Source organism: Sphingomonas sp. SUN039 (assembly GCF_024758725.1).
Taxonomy (GTDB): Bacteria; Pseudomonadota; Alphaproteobacteria; order Sphingomonadales; family Sphingomonadaceae; genus Sphingomonas_O.
In genome coordinates this window covers 63,687-85,460 of the sequence record NZ_CP096972.1, presented here as the reverse complement: position 1 = coordinate 85,460, position 21,774 = coordinate 63,687, and the positions used below count along the sequence as shown (strand labels likewise).

Here is a 21,774-nt window from a genome sequence, read left to right as displayed (position 1 = left end):
CCCGGCGAATGACCGTCACAAACGAACTGCAATCAGTTTCGTTTCGAGGAATTCTTCGATTCCCTCAACCCCCCATTCGCGGCCCATGCCGCTGGCCTTGTAGCCGCCGAAGGGGATGTCGCCCGCGATGCTCATGCCGCCATTGACGCTCATCGTGCCGGTACGCACGCGGCGCGCGATCTTCATCGCGCGGTCGAGGTCGGCCGAGGCGACACCGCCACCCAGGCCATAGGCGCTGTCGTTGGCGATGCGGATCGCGTCCTCGTCGTCCTCGAACGGGATCACGACCAGCACGGGGCCGAAGATTTCCTCCTGCGCGATCCGCATGTCGTTGGTGACATCGGCGAAACAGGTCGGCTCGATGAAGAAGCCGCCGCCCTTGTCGGTTGCCGCCTTGCCGCCCGCGATCAGGGTCGCGCCCTCCTGCTGGCCGAGCTCGATATAGCTCATCACGCGGTCCTTCTGGCGCTGCGACACGACCGGACCCATGATGTGTGTGGGCTCGTCAAACGCGCCCCATTTTTCGGAGAACGCCGCGTACGCGCCTTTGAGGATAGCCACCGCCTCGGCGTAGCGGCTCTTGTGCACCAACAGCCGCGACTGGACCGCGCAGCCCTGCCCCGCGTGAAAGACAAGCATCGACGATGCGATTTCCATCTGGAAATTCGGCGCATCCTCCAGCACGATCTTGGCCGATTTGCCGCCGAGTTCGAGGAAAACGCGCTTCAAGGTCGCCGCGCCCTTTTCCATGATGCGCTTGCCGACGCCGGTCGAGCCGGTGAACGAGATCAGGTCGACGCGCGGGTCGGCGACAAGCATCTCGCCCACCAGCGCCGGGTCTTCCGAGGTGATGACGTTGAGCACGCCCGCCGGGAAACTCAGTTGCGCGGCAAACTCACCGAAGATCGCGCCCATGCCGGGCGTATTGGGCGCAGGCTTCAGGATGACGGTGCAGCCCGCGAGCAGCGCGGCGGCGACCTTCCCAACATTCACATAGAACGGCACGTTCCACGGCGTGATCGCGGCGACCACGCCGACCGCCTCGCGCACTGCCTTGCGGTCGTGGTCGAAGCCAAAGGCGGGGCGGACGCCGTAATCCTTCTCCCATTCGACCTTCGGAAAGATGCGGATGTAATCGGCGAATCCGTCCATCGCCATATCGACATGCGCGCGCCCTACCGCGCCCATCGCCGCGCCCGCTTCGTTCCGCGCCAGATCCGACAAGCGGTCGCGGTTCGCGTCAAACAGGTCGTAGAGCTTCTGGACGAGATCGACGCGCAGCGCGGTGTTCGTCGACCAGTCGGTGTGGTCGAACGCCCGCCGCGCCGCGGCGATCGCTGCCTCGACGTCCGCCGCAGAGGCATCCGCCGCCACCCCGACCGAGGCACCTGTCCACGGGCCGATAATGTCGAAGGTCTTGCCGCCCTCGGCATCGCGCACAACGCCATCGATATAGAGTTTCGCGTCGGGGAGTACGGTCATGCTTGTTCCTTAGGCTTTCTTGCGGCCGCTGAGGGTGACCATGCCGATGTGGAGGTCGGGCGGCATATCGAGCACCGCGCGGAAGGCGTCGGTGACCGAATTATAGTGCGAGATCGGCCGCTCGCGCAGGTTTAAGCCGACCTTGGCATTCTCGGTGGCGAAGCGCACCGAAACATCCATCGGCCAGCTCGATCCGGTCTTGGTCTCGTCCATCATCATGCCCGCGCGAACCACTGTCACGCGCACGCCCTGCGCCGCCAGCTCGTTACCCCACATATCGGACATATATTCGAGCGCGGTCTTGGTCCCGGCATAGAGCCAGAGCATCGGCATCTTGATGTGCGACGATTCGCTGCTGACGTTGAGGATATGCCCGCCGCCCGCCATCAGCGGCAGTGCCTCGCGTGAACAAAAAATCGGTCCCGCGACGTTCGTCGTCAGCTGTCCGGTGATCTGATCGTCGCGCACTTCGGCGAGCGTGAACGGTTCGTAGATCGCAGCGTTGTTGATGAGCACATCGATCTTCGGATGTCGCTTGGCGATCTCGGCAAAGGCCGCGCGCACGCTGTCGGGATCGCCGACATCGCAGTGGATCGCGAAATGCGGCGCACCGATCTCGTCGGCAACCGCCTGCACTTTCGACAACGTCCGCCCGAGCAGCACTACCGTCTCGCCATCGGCAGCAAACCGCCGCGCAAGCGCACGGCCGAGGCCGTCGCCCGCGCCGGTAATGACGATCGTCTTGCCCACTTCAAACTCCGTAAATCGACTAGAGCCACGAGCCTTATCGCGCTGCCGCTCCGCATGACAGCGGGCCACCGGGCCTTATCGCGCGCGCGATGGCCCTACCCAGCCGGTCGCGCAAAGTCCGGCGGATACACCGACAAATCGCCATCATACGCTATCCCGCCGTCCCAGAACTCGGCCCCGCTGATCTTGCGGAAGAAATGCACCGTCCGCGCGGTCGAGCCTGACGACGAGCGCGGCTCCATCGCGATGCCGCTGGGGCTGCGTCCGCCAGCGCGCGCGCTGAAATCGCGGATGGTGAACATCAGGTCGTCGGTCTGGTGCGCGCAGAAGACGAGGTCGCTGCCGGGGCAATAGCGGCGCGGCTCGATCTGGAGCGGCGAGATGCGGCCCCGCTTCATGCCGACGAAGCCGGGGACCAGCGACACCTCGGGCATGTGCACGTCCTTGTACCATGTGTGGTACTCGGCTTCGCGCCCCGCGACGAAATTGGCGAGGATGATGAACACGCTGGAGAGCGGCTTGCCCGCATGATGGTTCGCGCTGAATACCCAATCCGAATACATCGCATAGCTGTAGATCCGCTCGCTGTCGGTCGCGGTCTCGATCAGCCCCGCATCACGCGCCTCCGCCAGCAGCGGCCCGAGCGCGGGTAGGTCAATTTCGGGTGCGGGATAGTCGAACTCGTAGACGCTCATGAACCGCCACGGCTGCGGAATGTCGGGCATGATCTGTTCGGGCGTGACCTCGAACCGGTCGGCGCTGCGGAATCCGCGCAAGGCACCGACATCCGCCGCGTGCTTGCCGTCGAACCACGCCGCATAATCGGCTTCGCGCCCGGCGGGCACATTGTGGAGTTGGATCGTCGTGTACAGGCTCATTGCATCGGTCCCCCAGGATCAATCGACATGGACCGCCTCCTGCCGGATGGCACCGCCAGGCCGCTTGAGCAGCCAGGGCAGCGGCACGATGGCGAGCAGCAGCCAGAACAACATGTAGAAATTGTCGAGATAGGCGATCATCGCCGCCTGCCGCGTCACTTCGCCGTTGAGCATAGCCATCGCCGCCTCGCCGATGCTGCCCAGCTGCGCCGCCGTCGAGGCCGGATCGACCGGCAGATTGTACGAGGTGACGGCGCCCGCGATATCGGCATGGCTGGTCTGCATATTGCGCGCCAGCGTGGTAACGATCACCGAAATGCCGAAGCTGGACCCCAGGTTGCGGAACAGGGTCATCAACGTCGTGCCGTCGGTGCGGTGGCGCGGCAACAGCGTCGAAAACGCGATCAGGTTGATCGGCACGAACACAAAGCCCAGTCCCAACCCCTGGATAAACGCCGACACGACGATCTGTTGCGCGCCCATATCGAGCGACCAGCGGGTCATCGTCCACATCGAGGCGGCGGCAACCAGATAACCTGCGCTGATCAATATGCGCGTGTCGACCTTTCCCATGAGCCGGTTGGTGATGAGCATCGTCAGCAAAACCCCACAGCCGCGCGGGGCCATCAGCATGCCCGTATCGATCACGTCGTAGCCGTACACATTCTGGTACATCGTCGGCAGTACCGAGGAGAGCGCGACATTGGTGACGCCGAGCACGGCCATGAACCCCAAGGCCGCGAGGAAATTCGGATCGCGGACCATCGCTCCTTCGAACAGCGGATGATCCACCGAGCGCGTATGGACGATGAAGACCCAGAAACAGCTGAGCGCGAACAGCAATTCGACCACAGTTTCGCGCGATTCGAACCAGTCGTTGTTCTGCCCCCGGTCGAGCATCAGTTGTAGGCCGCACAGCCCGAGTCCCAACATTACGGCTCCGAAGACGTCCAGCCGCCGCCGCACGACCGGACGCGACGGCAACAGCCACCACAGCAATGCCAACGCGGGGATGCCGACCGGCAGGTTGACGTAAAACACCCAGCGCCAGTTGAGCGTTTCGGTCAGATAACCGCCAAGGAACGGCCCGCTGATCGGCGCGATCATCACCACCATCCCCCAGATCGACATGGCATTCGCCTGTTTGCTCGGCCGGTTGATGTCGAACATGATCGTCTGCGACAGCGGCCCGATAAATGCCGAGGCCATCCCCTGGATTGCCCGGAAGACCACCATTTCCTCGAGCGAGGTCGCCGCGCCGCACAGCATCGAGGCGATCACGAACACGACCGACGCGCCGAGAAACAGGTTACGCGACCCCAGCCGGTCGGACAGCCAGCCGGTCAGCGGCAGCACGAGCACACCCGCGATGATGAAGCTGGTCAGCACCCAGCTGATCGACTCCATCGATGCACCCAGGCTGGTTCGCATGTGCGGCAGGGCGACATTGGCAATGGTCAGGTCGAGGAACTGGCATATCGAAATGCCCATGACCGCAGCCATGAGTAGCCCCGTATGCTTGCTCGGCAGGGTCGCGACATCGGCGACCGACGCTGTAATCGGCGCGGGCCTCGCGGCGGCGCTACTTGGCAGTGTCGATACGGACATGCGTCGATAGCCCTGCGATCAACGCGCGTGACGGCTTGCCGTCGATGGCGATGCGTACCGGAATACGCTGCGTCACCTTGACCCAGTTGCCGTTGGCGTTCTGCGCGGGCAGCACCGAAAATTCCGCGCCGGTCCCCGCGCCGATGCTGGCGATATGCCCTGTCAGCTTCAGATCGGGATAGGCGTCGAGGGTGAGCTCGGCGGGTTGTCCGACGCGCATGTTCCTGAGGTCGGTTTCCTTGAAATTCGCCTCGACCCAGCTGCGGTCGCTGACGACGATGCTGACGGCCGGCAGCCCCTGCGTCATCATCTGGCCGACCTGCAGCCGGTCCGCCTGGCTGACGACACCGGCCACAGGTGCACGCGCCTCGGTCTTGGTCAGATTATACGCCGCCTGCCGTTTTTGCACCTGCCCGGCCAGTACCGCCGGATTGACTCCGGGCGCCGCCGATCCGGTTGCCAGCGCCGCGCGCGCCTTGATCGCGTCCCCTTCGGCATTGGCGAGCTTGGCACGTGCGTCGGACAGCGCATGTTCCGCCGCCTCGAGCCGCGCTCGCGTCGTAAAGCCGCTCTGCATCAGCTCGGCCTGACGGCGATATTCCGCCGTGTAAAAGGTCACGCCCTCGCGCGCGCTGGCGATATCGACCCCAGTCGTCTGATAGGCGGTTTCCGCGCCGATCACCTTGACCTGCGCGGCCGCGATCGTCGCATCGGCCTGCGCCATGGCGATACGGAACGGCTCGGGGTCGATGCGGAACAGCAACTGCCCTGCCCTGACCGGCTGGTTTTCCTTGACGCCGACCTCGACGATCCGCCCGCCGACCTCCGCGCTGACCGACACCTTGTCCTGACGCACATAGGCATTGTCGGTCGACACATAATGGTCGTTGGCGGTGTAATACCAGACCGCGCCCGCAACGAGCAGCAGCGGCACAAACGCCATCAGCGCAACCTTGCCGAACCGCTGCCGCAGGGTACGCTTCGGCGGGTTCAGCACAGGCGCCGTCCCGACGTCGATGCGGGGATCGCTGTCAGCCATGCGACACCATTGGCTCAGGGGGGCGGCGTGACAGATTCTGGTGGATGCGATCGAGCGTTGCCATCAGGCGGACCCGGTCGTTCTGATCCACGCCATCGAACGCCTCCTCGATCATCTCCTCGGCAAGCGGGCGCAGGTGGCCCAACAGGTCATGCGCCTTGGCCGTAAGATAAAGCCGCCACGACCGCCGGTCGGCGGGATCGGTGCGGCGCTCGACCAGATCGGCCTCCTGCAACCGGTCGACCATGCGGCACACGGTGATCGGTTCGACGTCGAGCAGGTCGGCGAGCTTGCCCTGATTGACACCCTCGTGACGGCGCAGCGCCGACAAGACCTGCCATTGCGGCCGCGTCACGCCGATGCCGCGTGCGCGCGCGTCGAAAGAACGGCGCATCAGCCGCGCGACATCGGCCAGCCGTGATCCGGGATTCTCGTCCATAAGCGTGGAATTAATAACGATGCTTACTATTGTCAATCGTTCGGGCGATAAGCGTGGGGCCGACGGCCGCTCCGGTAGCCGATGCGCGGCAAGCCGGTTAGTCTCCGGCACAGGTTTTCAGACATTCGCGACCCGACATTCTGCGGCGGGACGCGCGAGGGAGAGATCATGACCGAGACGCTCAACGACTTCGACGCGCATAATTTCTTTCTGAGCGACCGGTTCGTCACCGATCCCTACACCTATTTCGACCATCTGCGCGACCAGTGCCCGGTCATGCGCGAGCCGCACCAGGGCATAGTCATGGTCACCGGCTATAACGAGGCGCTGGAGGTCTATAACGACCCCGCCCGCTTCTCCAATGTCATGTCGACCAGCGGCCCGTTCGCGGGTTGCCCGATCCCGCTGGAGGGTCGCGGGAACGACGACATTTCGGAACTGATCGAGGAATATCGCGACCAGACCGCCTTCCACGATCAGTTGCCGACGATGGACCCGCCCGAGCACACCAAGCACCGTGCCCTGCTCATGTCGCTGATCACGCCGAAGCGCCTCAAGGAGAATGAGGACTTCATGTGGAAGCTGGCCGACCAGCAGATCGACACGTTTCTGGCGCGCGGCGAATGCGAGTTCCAGAACGAGTTTGCCCAGCAATTCGCGGTGCTCGTCGTCGCCGATCTGCTCGGCGTGCCGCCAGAGGACCGCATCGAGTTCCGCAAGCACTTGATCCGCGTCGAGCAGGACAGCGGCGGGGCAGTTGTCGGCGGCACCGATGGCGAGGTCAACCACGGGCCGCTCGAATGGCTCTACGACAAATTCTCCTGGTATATCGCGGATCGCAGGGTCAACCCGAAGGACGGCATCCTGACCGAGCTCGCCGCTGCCACTTTCCCCGGCGGCGATGTGCCCGAACCGATCGAGGTCGCGCGCATTGCCGCCAATGTGTTTGCCGCCGGACAGGAAACCACAGTCCGCCTGCTCAGCTATGCCTTCAAGACGATCGCCGAACGCCCCGATATCCAGAAAACCCTGCGCGAGGACCGCAGCCTGATCCCCAATTTCGTCGAGGAATGCCTGCGGATCGAAGGGCCGGTGAAGGGCGATTTCCGCTTGGTGAAGAAGCCGACGACGCTGGGCGGCGTCGATGTGCCCGCAGGCACTTTTCTCTACGTCGCCAACGCTGCCGCCAACCGCGACGCCCGCAAGTTCGAGAACCCGGGCGAGTTCCAGCTCGACCGCAAGAACGCGCGGCTGCACATCGCCTTCGGCGCCGGTCGCCACGCCTGCCCCGGTGCCCCGCTCGCGCGAGCGGAAACAGTCGTCGCGCTCAACCGCATGTTCGACCGGACCAGCGACATCCGCATCGACGAGAGCGTCCACGGCCCGGCGGACGCGCGCCGCTACAGCTACCTGCCGACCTTCATCCTGCGTGGCCTGACGCATATCGCAATCGAGTTCGACGCGGTGGAAGCAGCGCCGCGATGAAAGTCCGCATCGATCCGGAGGTCTGCGCGGGGTTCGGCATCTGCGTGGGGATCAGCCCCGAAGTGTTCGAACTCCACGACGACGGCTATGCCACCATACTCGTCGGCGAGGTGCCAGCGGAGCTCGAGGATTTGGTCCGTCGCGCTGTCGACCAATGCCCGTCGCGGGCGATCTCGCTGAGCGACGAAGCATCCAACGGCTGAAACCGTTCTTTACGTCACGTCGGGGTGGAGCCGTCCCCGACATAGTCTATATGCAACCGCGTGAGCCGCGATTCCGCGATCCGCCATTTGCCGTCCGTCCGGACATAGCGCTCGTGATAATGCCCGAAGCCGAGTAGCGCGCGGCCCTCGGGCCAGATGTTGCGGTCCTGCATCGCCCAGATGGCGGTTGCCGTGTCGCCGTCGACGAGGATCTCGGGGTTGTGGACGTGATGCGTCGTGATCGCGCGTTCTACAGCAGCGCGGACACCCGCAACGGCGATGTCGCGCCCCTCGAATCGCGGTCCGCCTGCCGCCGTGGTGTCGATGACGACGTCATCGGTAAAGACCGCCGCGTAGCCCGCCCAGTCCTTGGTATCGAGGCATCGGCAATAACGCGCCTTCAGTTCACAGATCGCTCGCCAGTCATCGAATTCGGTCACATCCGGAAACCGCGCATCGCGTTGCCGCCATCGCACAGGATGACCTGGTTGTTGACGAAGCTGCCCTCGTCGGAGGCGAGAAACAGCCCGAGGTTGGCGATATCCTGTGCCGTCCCCTGGCGCTTGACCGACTGCATCCCCTTGATCCGTTCCCAATTGTCGTCGGCAACGCCGCCCTTCGACGCGGGCGTTTCCATCAGGCCGGGCGCGATCGCGACGCAGCGGATGCCGTCGACGCCGAACTGGGCGGCCATGGCATGGGTGAAGATGTTGAGCGACGCCTTGGTGATGCCGTAGGCGGTCTGCGGCTGGTAGCTCGCCATCGACGATTTGTTGATGATGAGGCCCTCTGCCTTGGCGAGCGCGGGGCGCAGGGCCTCGGCGAGCAGCAGCGGGCCGATGACGTTGACCGCGTAGAAATACTGCCACTTCGCCTGACCGAGCCCGAAGAAGCCGCGCGCGATTTCGCCCAGATGCAGTCCGGCATTGTTGATGAGCACATCTAGCCGGTCGTGCTTGCCCAGCACGGCAGCCCCCAGCGCGTTGATCTGCGCCTCGTCGGACATGTCGCAGCGATGCCATTCCGCCGTCGCACCAAGCGCTTCCACCAGCCGCTGCGTTTCCGCCATTCCGGCTTCATCGATGTCGGCGAGGATCAGATGCGCGCCCTCGGTGGCGAAGGTCTCGGCGTAAGCGCGGCCCAAACCTGCGGCCCCGCCAGTCACGAGCACTATCTTGCCGGTGAACTTGCCCATGTCGTTATTCTCCATCCAGCCGCTTCGCGGCGAGCGCGCGCAGATCGGCGGTCTTGATCTTCGATGTCCCCGTCAGCGCGATCTCGTCCTCGGCGAAGAACAGGACGCGGCGCGGCACTTTGAAACTGGCGAGCTGCGCCTTGGCGAAGGCCTGCACCGCCGCTTCATCGAGCGTCGCATCCGCGTGCGGGACGATGCAGCTGACCACCAGTTCGCCGAGCGTATCATGCGGCACGCCGACGGTCTGGCACACCTTCACGCCCGGGCAGGTCTTGATCAGCTCGTCGACCTCGATCGGCGACACATTCGCGCCGCCGGTCTTGATTATGTCGTTGAGCCGCCCCTCCCAATAGAGCCGGTTCTCTGCATCGACATAGCCGCCGTCGCCGGTGCGGAAGAATCCCTCGCTGTCGAGCGAGTCGGCGAGCGGGATTCCGAGATAGCCCATCATCAGCGTCGGCCCCTTGACCGCGATCTCGCCGCGTTCGCCCATCGGCACGACCGCACCGGTCAGCGGATCGACGATCTTGAAGACATTGCCCGCCAGCGGCTCGCCATGGCTGTTGTTGATCCGCTCCACCGGCGTCCCCGAATCGAAGATCGAATTGATCGTGAAGGTCTCGGTATTGCCGTACGCGTGCCACGGCTCCTGCCAGTCGGTCTTGACGGTCGGGTGCTTGCCGAACGCATAGGTGGTGTTGACGTAATGCAGCGCCGATAGATCGACTGAGAGCCAGTTCGGTGCGGCCTCGAGCTGGGCATATTGATGCGGCCAGGCATAGGCCATGGTCACGCGCTCCGCCTCCATCAGCGTAAGCGCTTCTGCGGGATCGAAGGTCTTTTGCAGGACGAGGCTGCCTCCCGCCGTCAGCGCGCCGCCCAATGCCATGCAGAAATTGCCCGACCAGAAAAACCCGTTCGCCGACCACGCCCGCGCGTCGGATTCCGCCTTATTGAACCGCCGCCAGCGCCACAGTTGCAGCGTGACCCCGCGATGCGAACTCAGCACGCCTTTCGGCTTGGCGGTCGATCCCGAGGAGAAGAACAGCACGCCGGTATCGGCAGGCGAAACGCCGGCTGCGCGTGCATCGACCTGTGCCTGTGGGACAGCGTTGCCGCGCGCAACGAAAGAGTCCCAGCCCTCGACGTCGTCGGTCGGCGTGCCGACGGTGGCGACGTAAGTGAGGTAGGGATAGTCTTCCTGCCCGAGCCCGGCGAGCATTTCGACAAAGTCCTTCTTGAGAACTTTGCGCTCGACGAGCAGCACCGACACGCACGACGCCTGAAGCAGGTAATCGAGCTCGGCTTGCGTCGAAAACGTGCTGAAGGTCGTCGCGACCCCGCCCGCAAGCGCCGTCCCGAACGCCGCCGCCAGAAATTCGGGCCGGTTGGTCATCAGCACGCCGACCCGCGTGCCCTTGCCGACGCCGCACGCGATCAGCGCGCGCGCGACCGCATTCGCCTGGTCCCAAAGTTCGGCATGGCTCCAGCGGATCGCCTGCCCGTCCTCGTGCAGGACCAGCGCTTCGCGCTTGCCGCCCTGTGCCGTCGCCGCGCGCAGCCATCCACCGAGCGTGAGATCGCCGATGCCCTGCTCCTCGTCGAGCGGCGGGCCGTAAATGATCGAAGGCGTGCTAGCGGTTGACATCGACGAGCACGCGCCCGCGCACCTTGCCGTCGATCAGGTCGGCCGCGGCGGCAATCGCCTCGCCCAGCCCGATCTCGTGCGCGATCACGTCGAGCAACGCGGGGTCGAGGTCGCGTGCCAGCCGGGCCCATGCCGCCATGCGCGGCCCCTTGGGCGCCATCACGCTGTCCACGCCGAGCAGGCGCACACCGCGCAGAATGAACGGCATGACCGTGGCGGGGAAATCCGCGCCGCCCGCGAGGCCGCAGGCCGCGACCGCGCCGCCGTATTTGGTCGCCGCACAGGCATTGGCGAGCGTCGTGCTGCCGACCGAATCGACGACACCCGCCCAGCGTTCGCGCTGCAATGGCTTGCCACGCTCGGACAGGGTCGCACGGTCGATGATCTCGTCGGCGCCGAGCTGCGTCAGATACGCGTGTTCGGATGCTTTTCCGGTTGAGCCGACCACTGTAAACCCGGCCTTTTTGAGCAACGCCACCGCGACACTGCCGACCCCGCCGGTTGCGCCTGTCACCAGCACTTCGCCCTGATCGGGCGTCACGCCTGCAGCAACCAGCGCATCGACGCACAGAGCTGCGGTGTAGCCCGCCGTGCCGATCGCCATCGCCTGCTTGCCGCTGAACGCAGCGGGCAGCGGCACCAGCCACTCGCCCTTCAACCGTGCGACCTGCGACAGGCCGCCCCAATGCCCCTCGCCGACGCCCCAGCCGTTGAGCACGACCCGGTCGCCTGCCTTCCAGTCGGCATGGCTGCTGTCGCGCACCGTTCCGACCAGATCGATGCCCGGTACCATCGGAAACTTGCGGGCAATCGGCGACTTGCCCGTGATCGCCAGCCCGTCCTTGTAGTTCAGCGTCGAATAGTCGACGTCGATCGTCACATCGCCTTCGGGAAGTTGCGCCTCATCGACCTGCTGGAGCGAAACGCTCTGCTGGTCGTCGGTCTTGTCGATCACAATGGCTGAAAACATGGCTTGTCCTTCGAATGCGATGGGAAAATAGCTCAGCCGCCGACGGCGCGGAGCTTGACCGGCACCTTGGGCGCGCGGCCCAGCCGTTCGGCGATCAGCGGATAGTTCTCGCTTTGCAGCGATCCGTACATGCTGAGGCGGAGCGCCTCTTGCGAAAAGCGCACCGCAAGGCTGCGCCGGTCGTCGTCGCCATGCGCATGCGACCGCGCCCACACCGGCCACAGGAAGGCCCCCGCCAGGTTGAGCACCGACAGCGCCTCCGTATCGATCCCCGGCTGGGCGAATTCGGTCGCCGCGAAGCGGGCGAGCGACCCTTCATATTCGCGCCAGAACGGATCGCGCGACGGTTCTGGCGAGGACAGCAATTGCAACAACCAGATCCGGCACAGTTCGGGATTGTCCATCGCGAACATGTGCAACCGGTCGGTCAGGCTCGCGATATCGACTTCGCCGACATTGCGTTCGCCCAGCGTCTCCGGATCGCCGAACACCGCGCGGAACATCTTGTCCGACACCCATTCGGTGGTCGCCTCGATCAGCTTTTCACGCGTTTCGAAATGCTGGTAGGCGGTGCCGCGGTTGATACCTGCAAGCTTGGCGACTTCGGACAGGCTGATCCCCTCGGGCCCGTCCTTGGCGAGCAGCGTGCACGCTGCTTCCAATATGTCCGCACGCGTTGCCACCGGATCGCGCGACCGGCGTTTGCGGGGCTCGGTCATTGTCGCATCCTTCGTCACCTATGCGCCACTCCTGATCGGCCGGCGTCGAGAGTCAAGGCAAGCCGCCGTCTATCGCCGTGGCGAAAACCCTGTTTCGCAAAGCAAATCGGCCGGACAGCGAACTGCCCGGCCGATGCCCCTGAACCGGGAAAGCGGGTTAACGCCGGATCAGAACTTGAAGCTCGCGCCCAGCTTGACCACGCGACCCAATGTCCAGTTGTTGTAGCTTACGTTGTTCGTGTTTGCGCGCCTGATCGTCTGCGGCGTCGTTTCAAACGCATTGTCGATGTTCAGCCGCACCGACAGACCGCTGAGGGGGCCATCGACATTCCTGAAGCTGTACCCAACGCTTACATCGGTCGTCGTGAAAGGATTCACTTCTTCGGCAACGCCGAGATTATTCAGGGAATTGTCGGTGAAGCGGCCAGAATGGTTGAACGCAATCCGGGCGGTAAACGGCCCCCCGCTGAGCGCGAGATAGGTTATCGCGGTCAGCGCCGGACTACCACGCGACAGCTCATTCGTGAGCAAGCCGTTGGTAGAAAGCTGCGCACGGGTCTGGCGTGTCCCATCCAGGCCGAGTGTCAGCTTGTTCACATCATCCAGATCCCATGTGATCGCCGCGTTGAAATCCACACCTTCCAGCCTCGCTGCATTCAGGTTGGTGGTACGGGTATCCACGATCAAAGCGATGTTACCGGACGGCTGCTGCGCGCCGAGTTGAGCACCGTTCACAAGCGTCCCCAAAATGGCAGCATATTGGGTCGATGTGACGTTGTAGGTGTAGAACGTCGGGTTCGTCGTGTAGGTCGTGCTGTCGGCCGGGTTCACACTGCCCAGCGTATTCTTCAGCGCAATGGAGTAGAACTGACCGCCGAATTTGATGTTGCGTGTCGGTGTCACTTCAAAGCCTACAGCCCAGCTTGTGGCAGTTTGCGGCTTCAGGCCCGGTCGCGACCCTTGCAAGACCATGGCGCAGGTCCCCTGCCTGCTCGTGTCGCGCCCCAGCGGATCATTGGGACGTTGCGAGGCGACAGTACTCCCCGCCACATAAATCCCGCAGACAAAACGGCCGGTACCGAACGCAAACCCGTCAATGGCAGTCGGCGCGTTGAACGACGTGTTCCAGTGTCCGAACAGCTTGAGCCAAGGTGCGGGTGTCAGCTTGAAACCGATGCTCGGATTCGTCGTGGTGCCGAAGTCACTATAGTCGTCGTAGCGAACCGACCCGTTTACCGTAGCAAAGGTCGTGATCGGCAGCGAGACTTCTGCGAAAGCCGACTTTGCGTTGCGGCTGTAGCTGCTGAACGGAACGGCGCTGATCGAGCCGAACGTGCCTGCATTGATCCGGCTCTGCGCCTTGTTGTTCTGAAATTCGATGCCGCCAGCAATCTTCGCTTCGCCACCGGGCAAAGTGAAGAGCGAGCCGTCGATAACCGCCCGAGCATAGAACAATTCGTGCTTCGTGTCCTGTGCGCTCGTATAGTTGAGGATGTCGTTGATGACGGCGGCGCTCGCGGCTGCGGCGTTCAGCGGATTGAGCTGGCCGCCGGCGATCCCGTTGCATGCAGCGGTACTGCCGCCGCTCGTTCCGCTGATATAGCACTGCGCCTTGACGGCATCGGTGCCAGGGAAGCTCTGCGAGTTGGTCGAGCGACCGTAATGGGTGCTGACCCGCAACTGCCAATCTCCACCCAGCTTGACCTTCAGTTCGGGCGAGATGCCCCAAGTCTCGAACCCGACGGTCTGAAACGCGTTGCGATAGGCCGCATTGGGCAGAAAAGAGAAACCTGTGCCGCCCAGAATCGTTGTTGGCGAGGTTGCCGGCGCGCCTAGCGTCCCCGGCGCGCCCGACGGGGCGGCCTGTGCCGGAGTCGTGTAACCGCGTGCAAAGGAATTGATGTAGGTATCGCGCTTCACCCAATAAGCCGTGACGCGCAGGTCGACATTGTCACCGAACTGCTGCGAAACGGCGGCAAAGACGTTCATACGCTTTTGTTCGGGCAGATAGGTGCCGGTGGCGACATCGTCACAAGGCGTACCGATAGGCGTCGTGGCACCGCCCGCTGCTGGATTGTTGGTCCAGCCGGTGAACACGCCGGGAATCGCAAGATAGCGGTAGGTGATCTGCGTACCAACGGGGCTGTTGCACTGGGTGCCAGAAAAACTGCCTATGCCTGCGGCGGTGTACGACAGGCCCGACGTCCAGGGGGCCTGAAAATTCTGGATGAGGTTGCGGTGCGAGTAACCGCCCGAAATATAGGCATTGCCGGTTGCCCAGCTCGTGCCGACCGTCAGCGCAGCATCCCAGGCCTTATACCCCCTGATCGTCGTCCCATGGGCGGAATTGCCGTCGATCTTGATACCGTCGAACTTCCGCATCGAACGGAAGTTCATGACGCCCGCAACCGCGTCTGCGCCATAAAGCGAAGAGCCGCCATCGGTCACGATATCGATGCCTTCGAGCACAGCAACGGGAATAACGTCGGGATCGACCGAGGCCTGATTCACACCGACCGGGGTGAGGCGCATGCCATCGACCATCAACAGGGTAAGCGCACCCGACGACGCGCCGGTCGACGGAATGTTACGGAGATTGGGACGCGTGATCGACGTGCCATTTCCGGAGACGCCACGCGGGTCACCCTCGATCCGGCCGTTGAACGTATTTGCAATTTGCGGGATGGCCCGCAGCAATTCGTTGGTCGAGGTCGCGGCCCGCTCGGTGATCTTGGCGGCATCGACCGTTAGGGTTTGCGATCCGACGACCTGTGTGTTGCGAATCAGCGTGCCGGTAACGACGATATCGGCGTCCTTGGCATCGGCCTCTGCGGGCTTTGGCGCCTGCGCTGCGACCTGAACCGGCACCATGAGCGCGCCAAGGCTGACGCCGACCAAAGCAAGTTTCTGAATGGATTTCACGAGACGATCCTCCCCTCCGAGGTCTTTGCGGGTCGGTTGTCGATCCCGTCATTCCTGACAGCGGGTATGCGCGAAACGGGCAAAGGTGAAGAACCGACGCACCGTCATTTCCCATATATCGCCGCCGCGATTGTGAGAACATCCGGCATCGCCGATGGCGCTTTTGCGGCATTTTCTGTCGTTTCCGAAAAATTTCGCCTGAAACGCAACGGCATCGCAACGTGACGGCGTGGCTTTACAGGTTCAATTGTTGAACTATCACGAGTATGAGAAAATAGATTGAGGATCGGCAGGATGCAGTGGACGAGGGGAATATACCGCAATGTCGGCGCTGCCGCAGTTGCGACGCTGGCCCTGACGGCCGCGCCCATCGTTGCGGCCGGTGCGGACCCGTACAAAGCGCGCATCGACAGCTATCGCGAACTCGGCGCGGCGTTCAAGAATGTTAACGACGAGCTCCGCAAGCCCGCGCCGCAAGTCTTTATCGTGCAGCTCTCGGCCCGCCAGATCCGCAGCACGGCGCAGGCGCAATACGGGTTTTTCCCCGCCGGGAGCGGCCCGCGTCCCGGCGTGAAGACGGCTGCCAGGCCCGAAATCTGGACGCAACCCGCACAGTTCAAAGCCGCCCAGGATAATTTCGCCAGACAGGCACAGGTCTTTGCCGCCGCCGCGCAATCGGGCGATGCGGCGGCGATACGGGTTCAGGCCAAGGCGCTCGGCCAGACCTGTGCCGCTTGCCACAAGGCGTTCCGGGTCGAAAAGACATGATGCGCGTACGCCGATTGCTCGCGCTGGGGCTGGCGCTTGCCATAACATCGGGGGCTGTTGCGGCAACCCCGGACGCTGCAGCATTTCCGTCGGGCGTGTCGACCGGTTCCAGCCCGCTGGGACGTGTCTATGTCGGCAAGGACGGGCGCACGCTTTACGGCCTGAGCCTGCGCAGCGTGCGCGCGCGAACCAGCTTGACGCTGACTTATTGCACCGGGCCGTGCGCGGCGGCTTGGACGCCGCTGAAGGCACCGGGCGACGCCAAACCGGTCGGCAGCTGGACGGTCGTTCAGGGAGCGCAAGGTCCGCAATGGGCATTCGACGGGAGTCCGGTCTTCGCCTTTAACGCCGACGCAAAGCCGGGAGACATCGGCGGCGACCACTGGAAGGATCTGTTCCTGGCGCTCGGCTATATCCCTCCCAAACCCGAGATCGTCGCACCGCCGTCGGTCGATGCCCGTCTGACCGACGTCGGCTATGTCCTGGCAGATTCCGGCGGGCGTGCCTTGTTTGCGTCGGCGTGTGCCAGCGCGTGCGGGGCGCGCACGCCTTTCGCTGCCGCAGCCGCAAGCCTTCCCGTCGGCGACTGGACCATCCTGCGCGACCGCGACCGCCCGCAATGGGCGTGGCGCGGATCGGCGGTGTTCGTTGCCGCCGACGCGTCATCGACCGACGTGGCTGCCGGCGATGTCCTGCTCACCCTCTCGACGGAGCGACAGTGATGCGCTTTTCCAGCCTTGCCCGACCGGCGCTTGCCGTCGCTGCGCTCTTCACACTCGGCGCGGCGGACAAAGCTCCGGTCGGCCCCCCGCTGCCCACCGACGGCGAGCTGGGTTTCGTCATCACCGAGTTCGCGCCCTCGATTTATCAGGGCAAGGACGATTGCCCGGAAGGGCTCGCCGGGTCGCTGCGCGAGAATTTCCTCAAGACGCTCGCCCCGCCCGATCGTACGCGCATGTCGGCACCTGCGGGTGAGGCCGAACTCGTCAAAGCCTCCGCAGCCTGGGCGTTCGGCCCGAACAACACCAATATCTGCGCCGATCCCGAACTCTTCCCCGAACGTGCGACGCAAGCCGAATATAAGGGCAAGACCGCGATCGGCCTCGACATGGACCAGGAAAAAGGCGGCTGCGGCCATACCGAGTTCGTCGGACCCAGGGGCGAGCGCGGCATCGACAACCAGGCCTATCGCGCGATGGGCTGCACGAGAAATTATCGCGGCGTCGACGGCAAGGCGGGCGATATCGTGCGCGGTGCCAAGATCAACCTCGTCACCGGCGAACATGCGATGGTCATGATCGTGCGCGGCATCGACAGTTTCGACCGCGACGAAAACGTCGAAATCGTCTTCGCCTCGACCGACGACCTGCCGATTTCCGACAGCCGCCAGAACATCCTGCCCGGCGCGAGTTTCACCGTCGGCCACACCGCCAAATGGCGCAATGTCCTGCACGGGCGGATCGACAAGGGCGTTCTGACCAGCGCACCGGTCGACATGCGGCTGCGGCGCATTTTCGGCCACGGGGGTTTGCGCGGCCAGCGCGGCGAATACGATCTGCGCGACGCGCGCCTGCGCCTGAACTTCGCGCCAGACGGATCGATCTCGGGATTGATGGGTGCCTATCAGACGCCGCTCAACGTGATCCTGTCGACGGTCACCGGCGGCTTCGGCGCGGCGGTCGGCGCGGGGATGGACTGCGCCGCGCAATACAACACGCTCAAGAAACTCGCTGATGGCGGCCGCGATCCCACGACCGGGCAGTGCACGACGGTGTCCGCCGCGTTCGACGTCGCTGCCGTACCTGCGTTCGTGTTCGACCGCGTCCCGGCGGCGCAGATCGCGGGAGCAACGAAGTGAAACGGCTCGCCCTCATCCTTGCCGCGCTCGCACTCCCGTCCTGCGCGCCGAAGGAGGAGGTGAAGGTTAGCGCCGCCGCGCCGGCGGCCGCCTCCCGCCCACTCGGGCAGGTCGTGGCGATGCGGCGGCTGACCGAAGCGCAATATCGCAACACCATCGCCGACATCTTCGGTACCGACATCCGGGTCGCGGGTCGTTTCGAGCCGATCGTGCGTCCACAGCACCAGCTGATCGCGACCGGCGCGACCAGCGCCACGATCTCGCCGACCGGCCTCGAGCAATTCGACGCGATGGCGCGCAGCATCGCCGGGCAAGTGTTCGATGACGCGCATCGCGCCTCGTTCCTGCGCTGCACGCCCAGGAACGCGACCATGCCCGACAATGGCTGTACGCGTGCAGTCCTCGCCCACATCGGCCGCTACCTGTTCCGTCGCCCGATGACCCAGGGCGAGCTTGCTGCCTATGCCGCAATGGCCGACGCGGGCACGCTCAAGACCGGATCGTTTCACAAGGGACTCGAACTTGCTCTTGCCGCAATGCTTGTCGCGCCCGACTTCCTCTATGTCATCGAAACCGCCGAGCCGGACCCAATGCATGCGGGCGAGCTTCGGATCGACGATTATGCCCGCGCAGCACGGCTCAGCTTTCTCCTGTGGAATTCGGCGCCGAACGATGTCCTGCTGACGGCAGCCGCTAACGGCGACCTGAACGACCCCGCCAAGCTCGATGCCATCGCCCGGCACATGGTCGCCTCGCCGCGCTTCGAGGCGGGCGTGCGCGCCTTTTTCGCCGACATGCTGCTGTTCGAAAAGTTCGACGAGATCGCCAAGGATCCGCTCGTCTATCCGCGTTTCAACCGCGATGTGGCGATGGCGCTGCCCGAACAGATGCTGCGCACCATCGTCGACCAGCTCGTGACCCGCGGCGGCGATTATCGTGACCTGTTCACGACGCGCCGCACTTTCATGACGCGTGCGCTGGGCACGGTCTATCAGGTGCCGGTGCGCGCAGCCGTCGGGTGGGAAGCCCAGGAATTTCCCGCCGACGGAGACCGGGCCGGGCTGTTGGCGCAGGCCGGATTCCTCGCGCTCTATTCGCATTCGGGGCGCAGCTCGCCGACGATCCGGGGGCGCGCTGTGCGGGAACTGCTGCTCTGCCAGCCGGTCCCGAACCCGCCGGGCAATGTGAATTTCACCGCCGTGCAGGACATCAACAACAAGACGATGCCGACCGCGCGCATCCGGCTGAGCGTGCACAACAGCGATCCGGTCTGTGCGGGGTGCCATACCCTGACCGATCCCATCGGCCTGCCGCTCGAACGATTCGACGGGATTGGGTCGGGGCGCAAGACCGAGAATGGCGCGCCCATCGACGTGTCGTCGAAGGTCGAGGATGTCGCGGTTACGGGTGCTGCGGGACTGGGTCGGGCGCTCGCCGCCAATCCCGCCACCACCGAGTGCGTCGCCAACCGCGCGCTCGAATATGCGACGGGCCGCTCGACCGAGGACGCGCTGGAGGCCTCTGCCGTCCTGCAAAAGACCTTCGCTGCCAAGGGCTACCGGATCGCCGACCTGTTCCAGCAGGTCGCGACCATGCCCGATGCCTGGCGGGTCGCCGTCAAGCCATTGGGCGCCCCCACCACCGTTGCCTTCTCGAACATGGGAACACGCCGATGACCTTCGATTTCAACCGTCGCAGCCTGCTGCGCGGCTCGTTGCAAGGGGCGGCCGTCGCGGTCGGCCTGCCGCTGCTCGACATTTTCCTCGATGGGAACGGCACGGCGATGGCCGCGACCGGTGCGCCGATGCCGGTCCGCTTCGGCGCGTGGTTCTGGGGTCTCGGCGTCAACCCGAACCGCTGGTACCCCGACAAGGTCGGCAAGGATTACGACCTCAAACCCGAACTCGAACCGATCCGCGCGCTGCAGCACAAGATCAACATCCTGTCGGACTTCAACATTCCGCTCGATGGCAAGGCCAACCTGCCGCACACCAGCGGCGGCATCGGCATCCGCACCGGTATGGCGGCGACGGCGGAGGGCAACCTTCCCGCCGCCTCTTTCGACGTGCTGATCGGCGACGTCATCGGCACGCGCACCCGCTTTCGCTCGCTCGAACTCTCCTCGACCGGCGACCCGCGCAACTCGCTCAGCGGACGCGGCAACGGCAATCTCAACCCGGCGGAAGGGTCGCCCGCTGCGCTCTACGCGCGGCTGTTCGGCACCGGCTTCCGCGATCCGAACAAGGCCGACTTCACGCCCGATCCCGCCACGATGGCACGGCGCAGCGTGCTGTCGGCCATCGGCGACCAGCGCCAGGCGCTCGACGCGCGGCTCGGGGCCGCCGACAAGGCCAAGCTCGACCAGTATTTCACTTCGCTGCGCCAGATCGAAAAGCAGCTCGACGTGGAACTCACCAAGCCCGAGCCGAAGCAGGCCTGTGTCGTCCCCGCCGCGCCCAATGAGCGCCCGGTGACCGCCGACATCGAAAACGTCATGGTCAACCACAAGCTCATGACCGACCTGCTGGTGATGGCGCTGGCGTGCGACAACACGCGGGTGTTCAACATGAATTTCAACAACGGCGCGTCGTCGCTGACCCGCATCGGCAGCACGATCACCCACCACCAGCTGACGCACGAGGAACCGCTCGATAGTCGTTTGGGCTATCAGCCCGACGCGACCTGGTTCGTCAACAAGTGCATGGAAGGATGGACGACGTTCGTTTCGGCGCTCGACGGGGTGAAGGAGGGCGACCGCACATTGCTCGATAACACGCTCGTCTTCGCGCACAGCGAGACCGAATTCGCCAAATTCCACACCATCGACAATATCCCGATGATGACTGCCGGCAGCGGCGGCGGTCGCGTGAAGACCGGCCAGCATATCAAGGGCGAAGGCACCTCGGTCGCGCGCGTCGGGCTGACGCTCCAGCAGTTGATGGGCGTGTCGGTCGACAAATGGGGCGCGGCGAGTCTGGAAACCAACAAGAGCATCGGCGAGTTGGTCGCATGAGGCGGATTGCCGCGCTGTTGCTGGCCGTTGCGGCGATCCCCGCGACGGCGCAGGAACTTCCGACCCTGATAGGACCGAGTCTGCGGACCAGCACAATCGACACGTCGCTGCGTTTCTACACGGCCGGACTCGGTATGGTCGTTGTGGCGGAAATTCCGCGCGGCACAGCGCGCGAGATCATCCTGGGTTTCAGCAAGGAGCACCCGCAACCGGGCATCATCCTGCTCAACGAAGGCAAGAGCGGCGCGAAGATCGTCCAGGGCAACGGCCTCAGCCGCATCGCGCTGCGCGTGCCCGACCTCGACGCGATAGCTGCGCGGCTCAAGGCGGCGGGCTATGCGCCCTCCCCCATCCGCGACGTGATGAAGGGGTATCGCATCATGACAATTGCCGACCCTGACGGCTATTTGTTCGAACTGGTCGAACGCCGCATCAGCCCGGAGCCGAGCCATGCCCCCCAGCACTAGACGTACTTTCCTCGGCCTTGCGGGCGTCGCACCGCTCGTCGCTTTCGGGTTCGCAACCGCAGCGCGCGCCGCCGATGCGGTATGCTTCAACCCCGACACGCTACCCGCCAGCCAAAAAAGCATGCGTAAGGCATTGGGGTTCGTGCCGGTATCGACAGACCCCGCCAAGGCCTGCGGCCAATGCGCCTTCTTCACAGCGACGGCGGCAGGCTGCGGCAAATGCCAACTGCTGACGGGCGGACCGGTCGGCGCGACCGGCGTCTGCCGGTCCTGGGCTAAGAAGGGCTGAAATCCGTGGACAGCGCAGTTAGCCTTGCGCCGAAGGCGCGC

22 protein-coding genes are annotated in these 21,774 nt (G+C 64.4%); 10 read left to right on the top strand and 12 right to left on the bottom strand.

What is annotated here, in order from left to right; translation table 11 throughout:
* Nucleotides 1-15 precede the first annotated feature (15 nt).
* The 6 genes from M0209_RS00460 to M0209_RS00435 all read right to left on the bottom strand — a co-directional run bounded on the left by M0209_RS00460 (nucleotide 16) and on the right by M0209_RS00435 (nucleotide 6,196).
* Nucleotides 16-1,482: an aldehyde dehydrogenase family protein gene (locus tag M0209_RS00460; protein ID WP_258886211.1), complete on the bottom strand. Its 1,467-nt coding sequence runs from the start codon at nucleotides 1,480-1,482 to the stop codon at nucleotides 16-18.
* Nucleotides 1,483-1,491: 9 nt separating this feature from the next.
* The gene (locus tag M0209_RS00455; RefSeq protein WP_258886210.1) at nucleotides 1,492-2,232 is read right to left on the bottom strand and encodes an SDR family oxidoreductase; all 741 of its coding nucleotides are present in this window, start codon (nucleotides 2,230-2,232) and stop codon (nucleotides 1,492-1,494) included.
* A gap of 95 nt (nucleotides 2,233-2,327) precedes the next feature.
* Nucleotides 2,328-3,110, bottom strand: coding sequence for a hypothetical protein (locus M0209_RS00450; RefSeq protein ID WP_258886209.1), 783 nt, complete (start codon nucleotides 3,108-3,110; stop codon nucleotides 2,328-2,330).
* An 18-nt stretch (nucleotides 3,111-3,128) separates the two neighbouring features.
* Nucleotides 3,129-4,718 (bottom strand): MDR family MFS transporter, encoded by a 1,590-nt coding sequence (locus tag M0209_RS00445; protein WP_258886208.1) that lies wholly within the window; start codon nucleotides 4,716-4,718, stop codon nucleotides 3,129-3,131.
* Nucleotides 4,693-5,757, bottom strand: a complete 1,065-nt coding sequence (locus M0209_RS00440; protein WP_258886207.1) for an HlyD family secretion protein — start codon at nucleotides 5,755-5,757, stop codon at nucleotides 4,693-4,695. The genes M0209_RS00445 and M0209_RS00440 overlap by 26 nt, the downstream gene beginning before the upstream one ends.
* Nucleotides 5,750-6,196: a MarR family winged helix-turn-helix transcriptional regulator gene (locus M0209_RS00435; protein WP_258886206.1), complete on the bottom strand. Its 447-nt coding sequence runs from the start codon at nucleotides 6,194-6,196 to the stop codon at nucleotides 5,750-5,752. Before M0209_RS00435 ends, M0209_RS00440 begins: the two co-directional genes overlap by 8 nt.
* Before the next feature lie 168 nt (nucleotides 6,197-6,364).
* Here M0209_RS00435 and M0209_RS00430 point away from each other — a divergent pair, with 168 nt between their 5' ends.
* Nucleotides 6,365-7,681, top strand: a complete 1,317-nt coding sequence (locus M0209_RS00430) for a cytochrome P450 (protein ID WP_258886205.1) — start codon at nucleotides 6,365-6,367, stop codon at nucleotides 7,679-7,681.
* A complete protein-coding gene (locus M0209_RS00425; RefSeq protein WP_258886204.1) occupies nucleotides 7,678-7,884 on the top strand; it encodes a ferredoxin in 207 nt (68 codons plus the stop codon). The genes M0209_RS00430 and M0209_RS00425 overlap by 4 nt, the downstream gene beginning before the upstream one ends.
* Before the next feature lie 14 nt (nucleotides 7,885-7,898).
* Here the strand turns inward: M0209_RS00425 and M0209_RS00420 are convergent, their stop codons facing one another.
* The 6 genes from M0209_RS00420 to M0209_RS00395 form a co-directional block, all read right to left on the bottom strand.
* Nucleotides 7,899-8,324: a nuclear transport factor 2 family protein gene (locus tag M0209_RS00420; protein WP_258886203.1), complete on the bottom strand. Its 426-nt coding sequence runs from the start codon at nucleotides 8,322-8,324 to the stop codon at nucleotides 7,899-7,901.
* Nucleotides 8,321-9,094, bottom strand: coding sequence for an SDR family NAD(P)-dependent oxidoreductase (locus M0209_RS00415; RefSeq protein WP_258886202.1), 774 nt, complete (start codon nucleotides 9,092-9,094; stop codon nucleotides 8,321-8,323). Before M0209_RS00415 ends, M0209_RS00420 begins: the two co-directional genes overlap by 4 nt.
* On the bottom strand, nucleotides 9,084-10,727 hold the full coding sequence (locus M0209_RS00410) for a class I adenylate-forming enzyme family protein (RefSeq protein ID WP_258886201.1): 1,644 nt from the start codon (nucleotides 10,725-10,727) through the stop codon (nucleotides 9,084-9,086). The genes M0209_RS00415 and M0209_RS00410 overlap by 11 nt, the downstream gene beginning before the upstream one ends.
* Nucleotides 10,714-11,697: an MDR family oxidoreductase gene (locus M0209_RS00405; RefSeq protein WP_258886200.1), complete on the bottom strand. Its 984-nt coding sequence runs from the start codon at nucleotides 11,695-11,697 to the stop codon at nucleotides 10,714-10,716. Before M0209_RS00405 ends, M0209_RS00410 begins: the two co-directional genes overlap by 14 nt.
* A gap of 32 nt (nucleotides 11,698-11,729) precedes the next feature.
* Nucleotides 11,730-12,416 carry a TetR/AcrR family transcriptional regulator gene (locus M0209_RS00400; protein WP_258886199.1) on the bottom strand — a complete coding sequence of 229 codons (687 nt, stop codon included), beginning with the start codon at nucleotides 12,414-12,416 and terminating at the stop codon, nucleotides 11,730-11,732.
* A gap of 168 nt (nucleotides 12,417-12,584) precedes the next feature.
* Nucleotides 12,585-15,338: a TonB-dependent receptor domain-containing protein gene (locus M0209_RS00395; RefSeq protein WP_258886198.1), complete on the bottom strand. Its 2,754-nt coding sequence runs from the start codon at nucleotides 15,336-15,338 to the stop codon at nucleotides 12,585-12,587.
* Between the two features lie 66 nt (nucleotides 15,339-15,404).
* On the opposite strand from M0209_RS00395, the gene M0209_RS00390 reads away from it, so the two are divergent.
* From M0209_RS00390 to M0209_RS00355, 8 genes are all read left to right on the top strand, one after another.
* Complete coding sequence (locus tag M0209_RS00390; RefSeq protein ID WP_258886197.1) at nucleotides 15,405-15,563, top strand: hypothetical protein; 159 nt, start codon at nucleotides 15,405-15,407, stop codon at nucleotides 15,561-15,563.
* Nucleotides 15,564-15,632: 69 nt separating this feature from the next.
* Nucleotides 15,633-16,106, top strand: coding sequence for a cytochrome c (locus M0209_RS00385; RefSeq protein ID WP_258886196.1), 474 nt, complete (start codon nucleotides 15,633-15,635; stop codon nucleotides 16,104-16,106).
* Complete coding sequence (locus tag M0209_RS00380; RefSeq protein WP_258886195.1) at nucleotides 16,103-16,828, top strand: hypothetical protein; 726 nt, start codon at nucleotides 16,103-16,105, stop codon at nucleotides 16,826-16,828. Before M0209_RS00385 ends, M0209_RS00380 begins: the two co-directional genes overlap by 4 nt.
* Nucleotides 16,825-17,964 (top strand): hypothetical protein, encoded by a 1,140-nt coding sequence (locus tag M0209_RS00375; protein ID WP_258886194.1) that lies wholly within the window; start codon nucleotides 16,825-16,827, stop codon nucleotides 17,962-17,964. Before M0209_RS00380 ends, M0209_RS00375 begins: the two co-directional genes overlap by 4 nt.
* Nucleotides 17,961-19,640 carry a DUF1592 domain-containing protein gene (locus M0209_RS00370; protein WP_258886193.1) on the top strand — a complete coding sequence of 560 codons (1,680 nt, stop codon included), beginning with the start codon at nucleotides 17,961-17,963 and terminating at the stop codon, nucleotides 19,638-19,640. Before M0209_RS00375 ends, M0209_RS00370 begins: the two co-directional genes overlap by 4 nt.
* Complete coding sequence (locus M0209_RS00365) at nucleotides 19,637-20,977, top strand: DUF1552 domain-containing protein (protein ID WP_258886192.1); 1,341 nt, start codon at nucleotides 19,637-19,639, stop codon at nucleotides 20,975-20,977. The genes M0209_RS00370 and M0209_RS00365 overlap by 4 nt, the downstream gene beginning before the upstream one ends.
* A complete protein-coding gene (locus M0209_RS00360) occupies nucleotides 20,974-21,444 on the top strand; it encodes a VOC family protein (RefSeq protein ID WP_258886191.1) in 471 nt (156 codons plus the stop codon). The genes M0209_RS00365 and M0209_RS00360 overlap by 4 nt, the downstream gene beginning before the upstream one ends.
* Nucleotides 21,428-21,733: a high-potential iron-sulfur protein gene (locus M0209_RS00355; RefSeq protein ID WP_258886190.1), complete on the top strand. Its 306-nt coding sequence runs from the start codon at nucleotides 21,428-21,430 to the stop codon at nucleotides 21,731-21,733. Before M0209_RS00360 ends, M0209_RS00355 begins: the two co-directional genes overlap by 17 nt.
* Nucleotides 21,734-21,774: the final 41 nt, after the last annotated feature.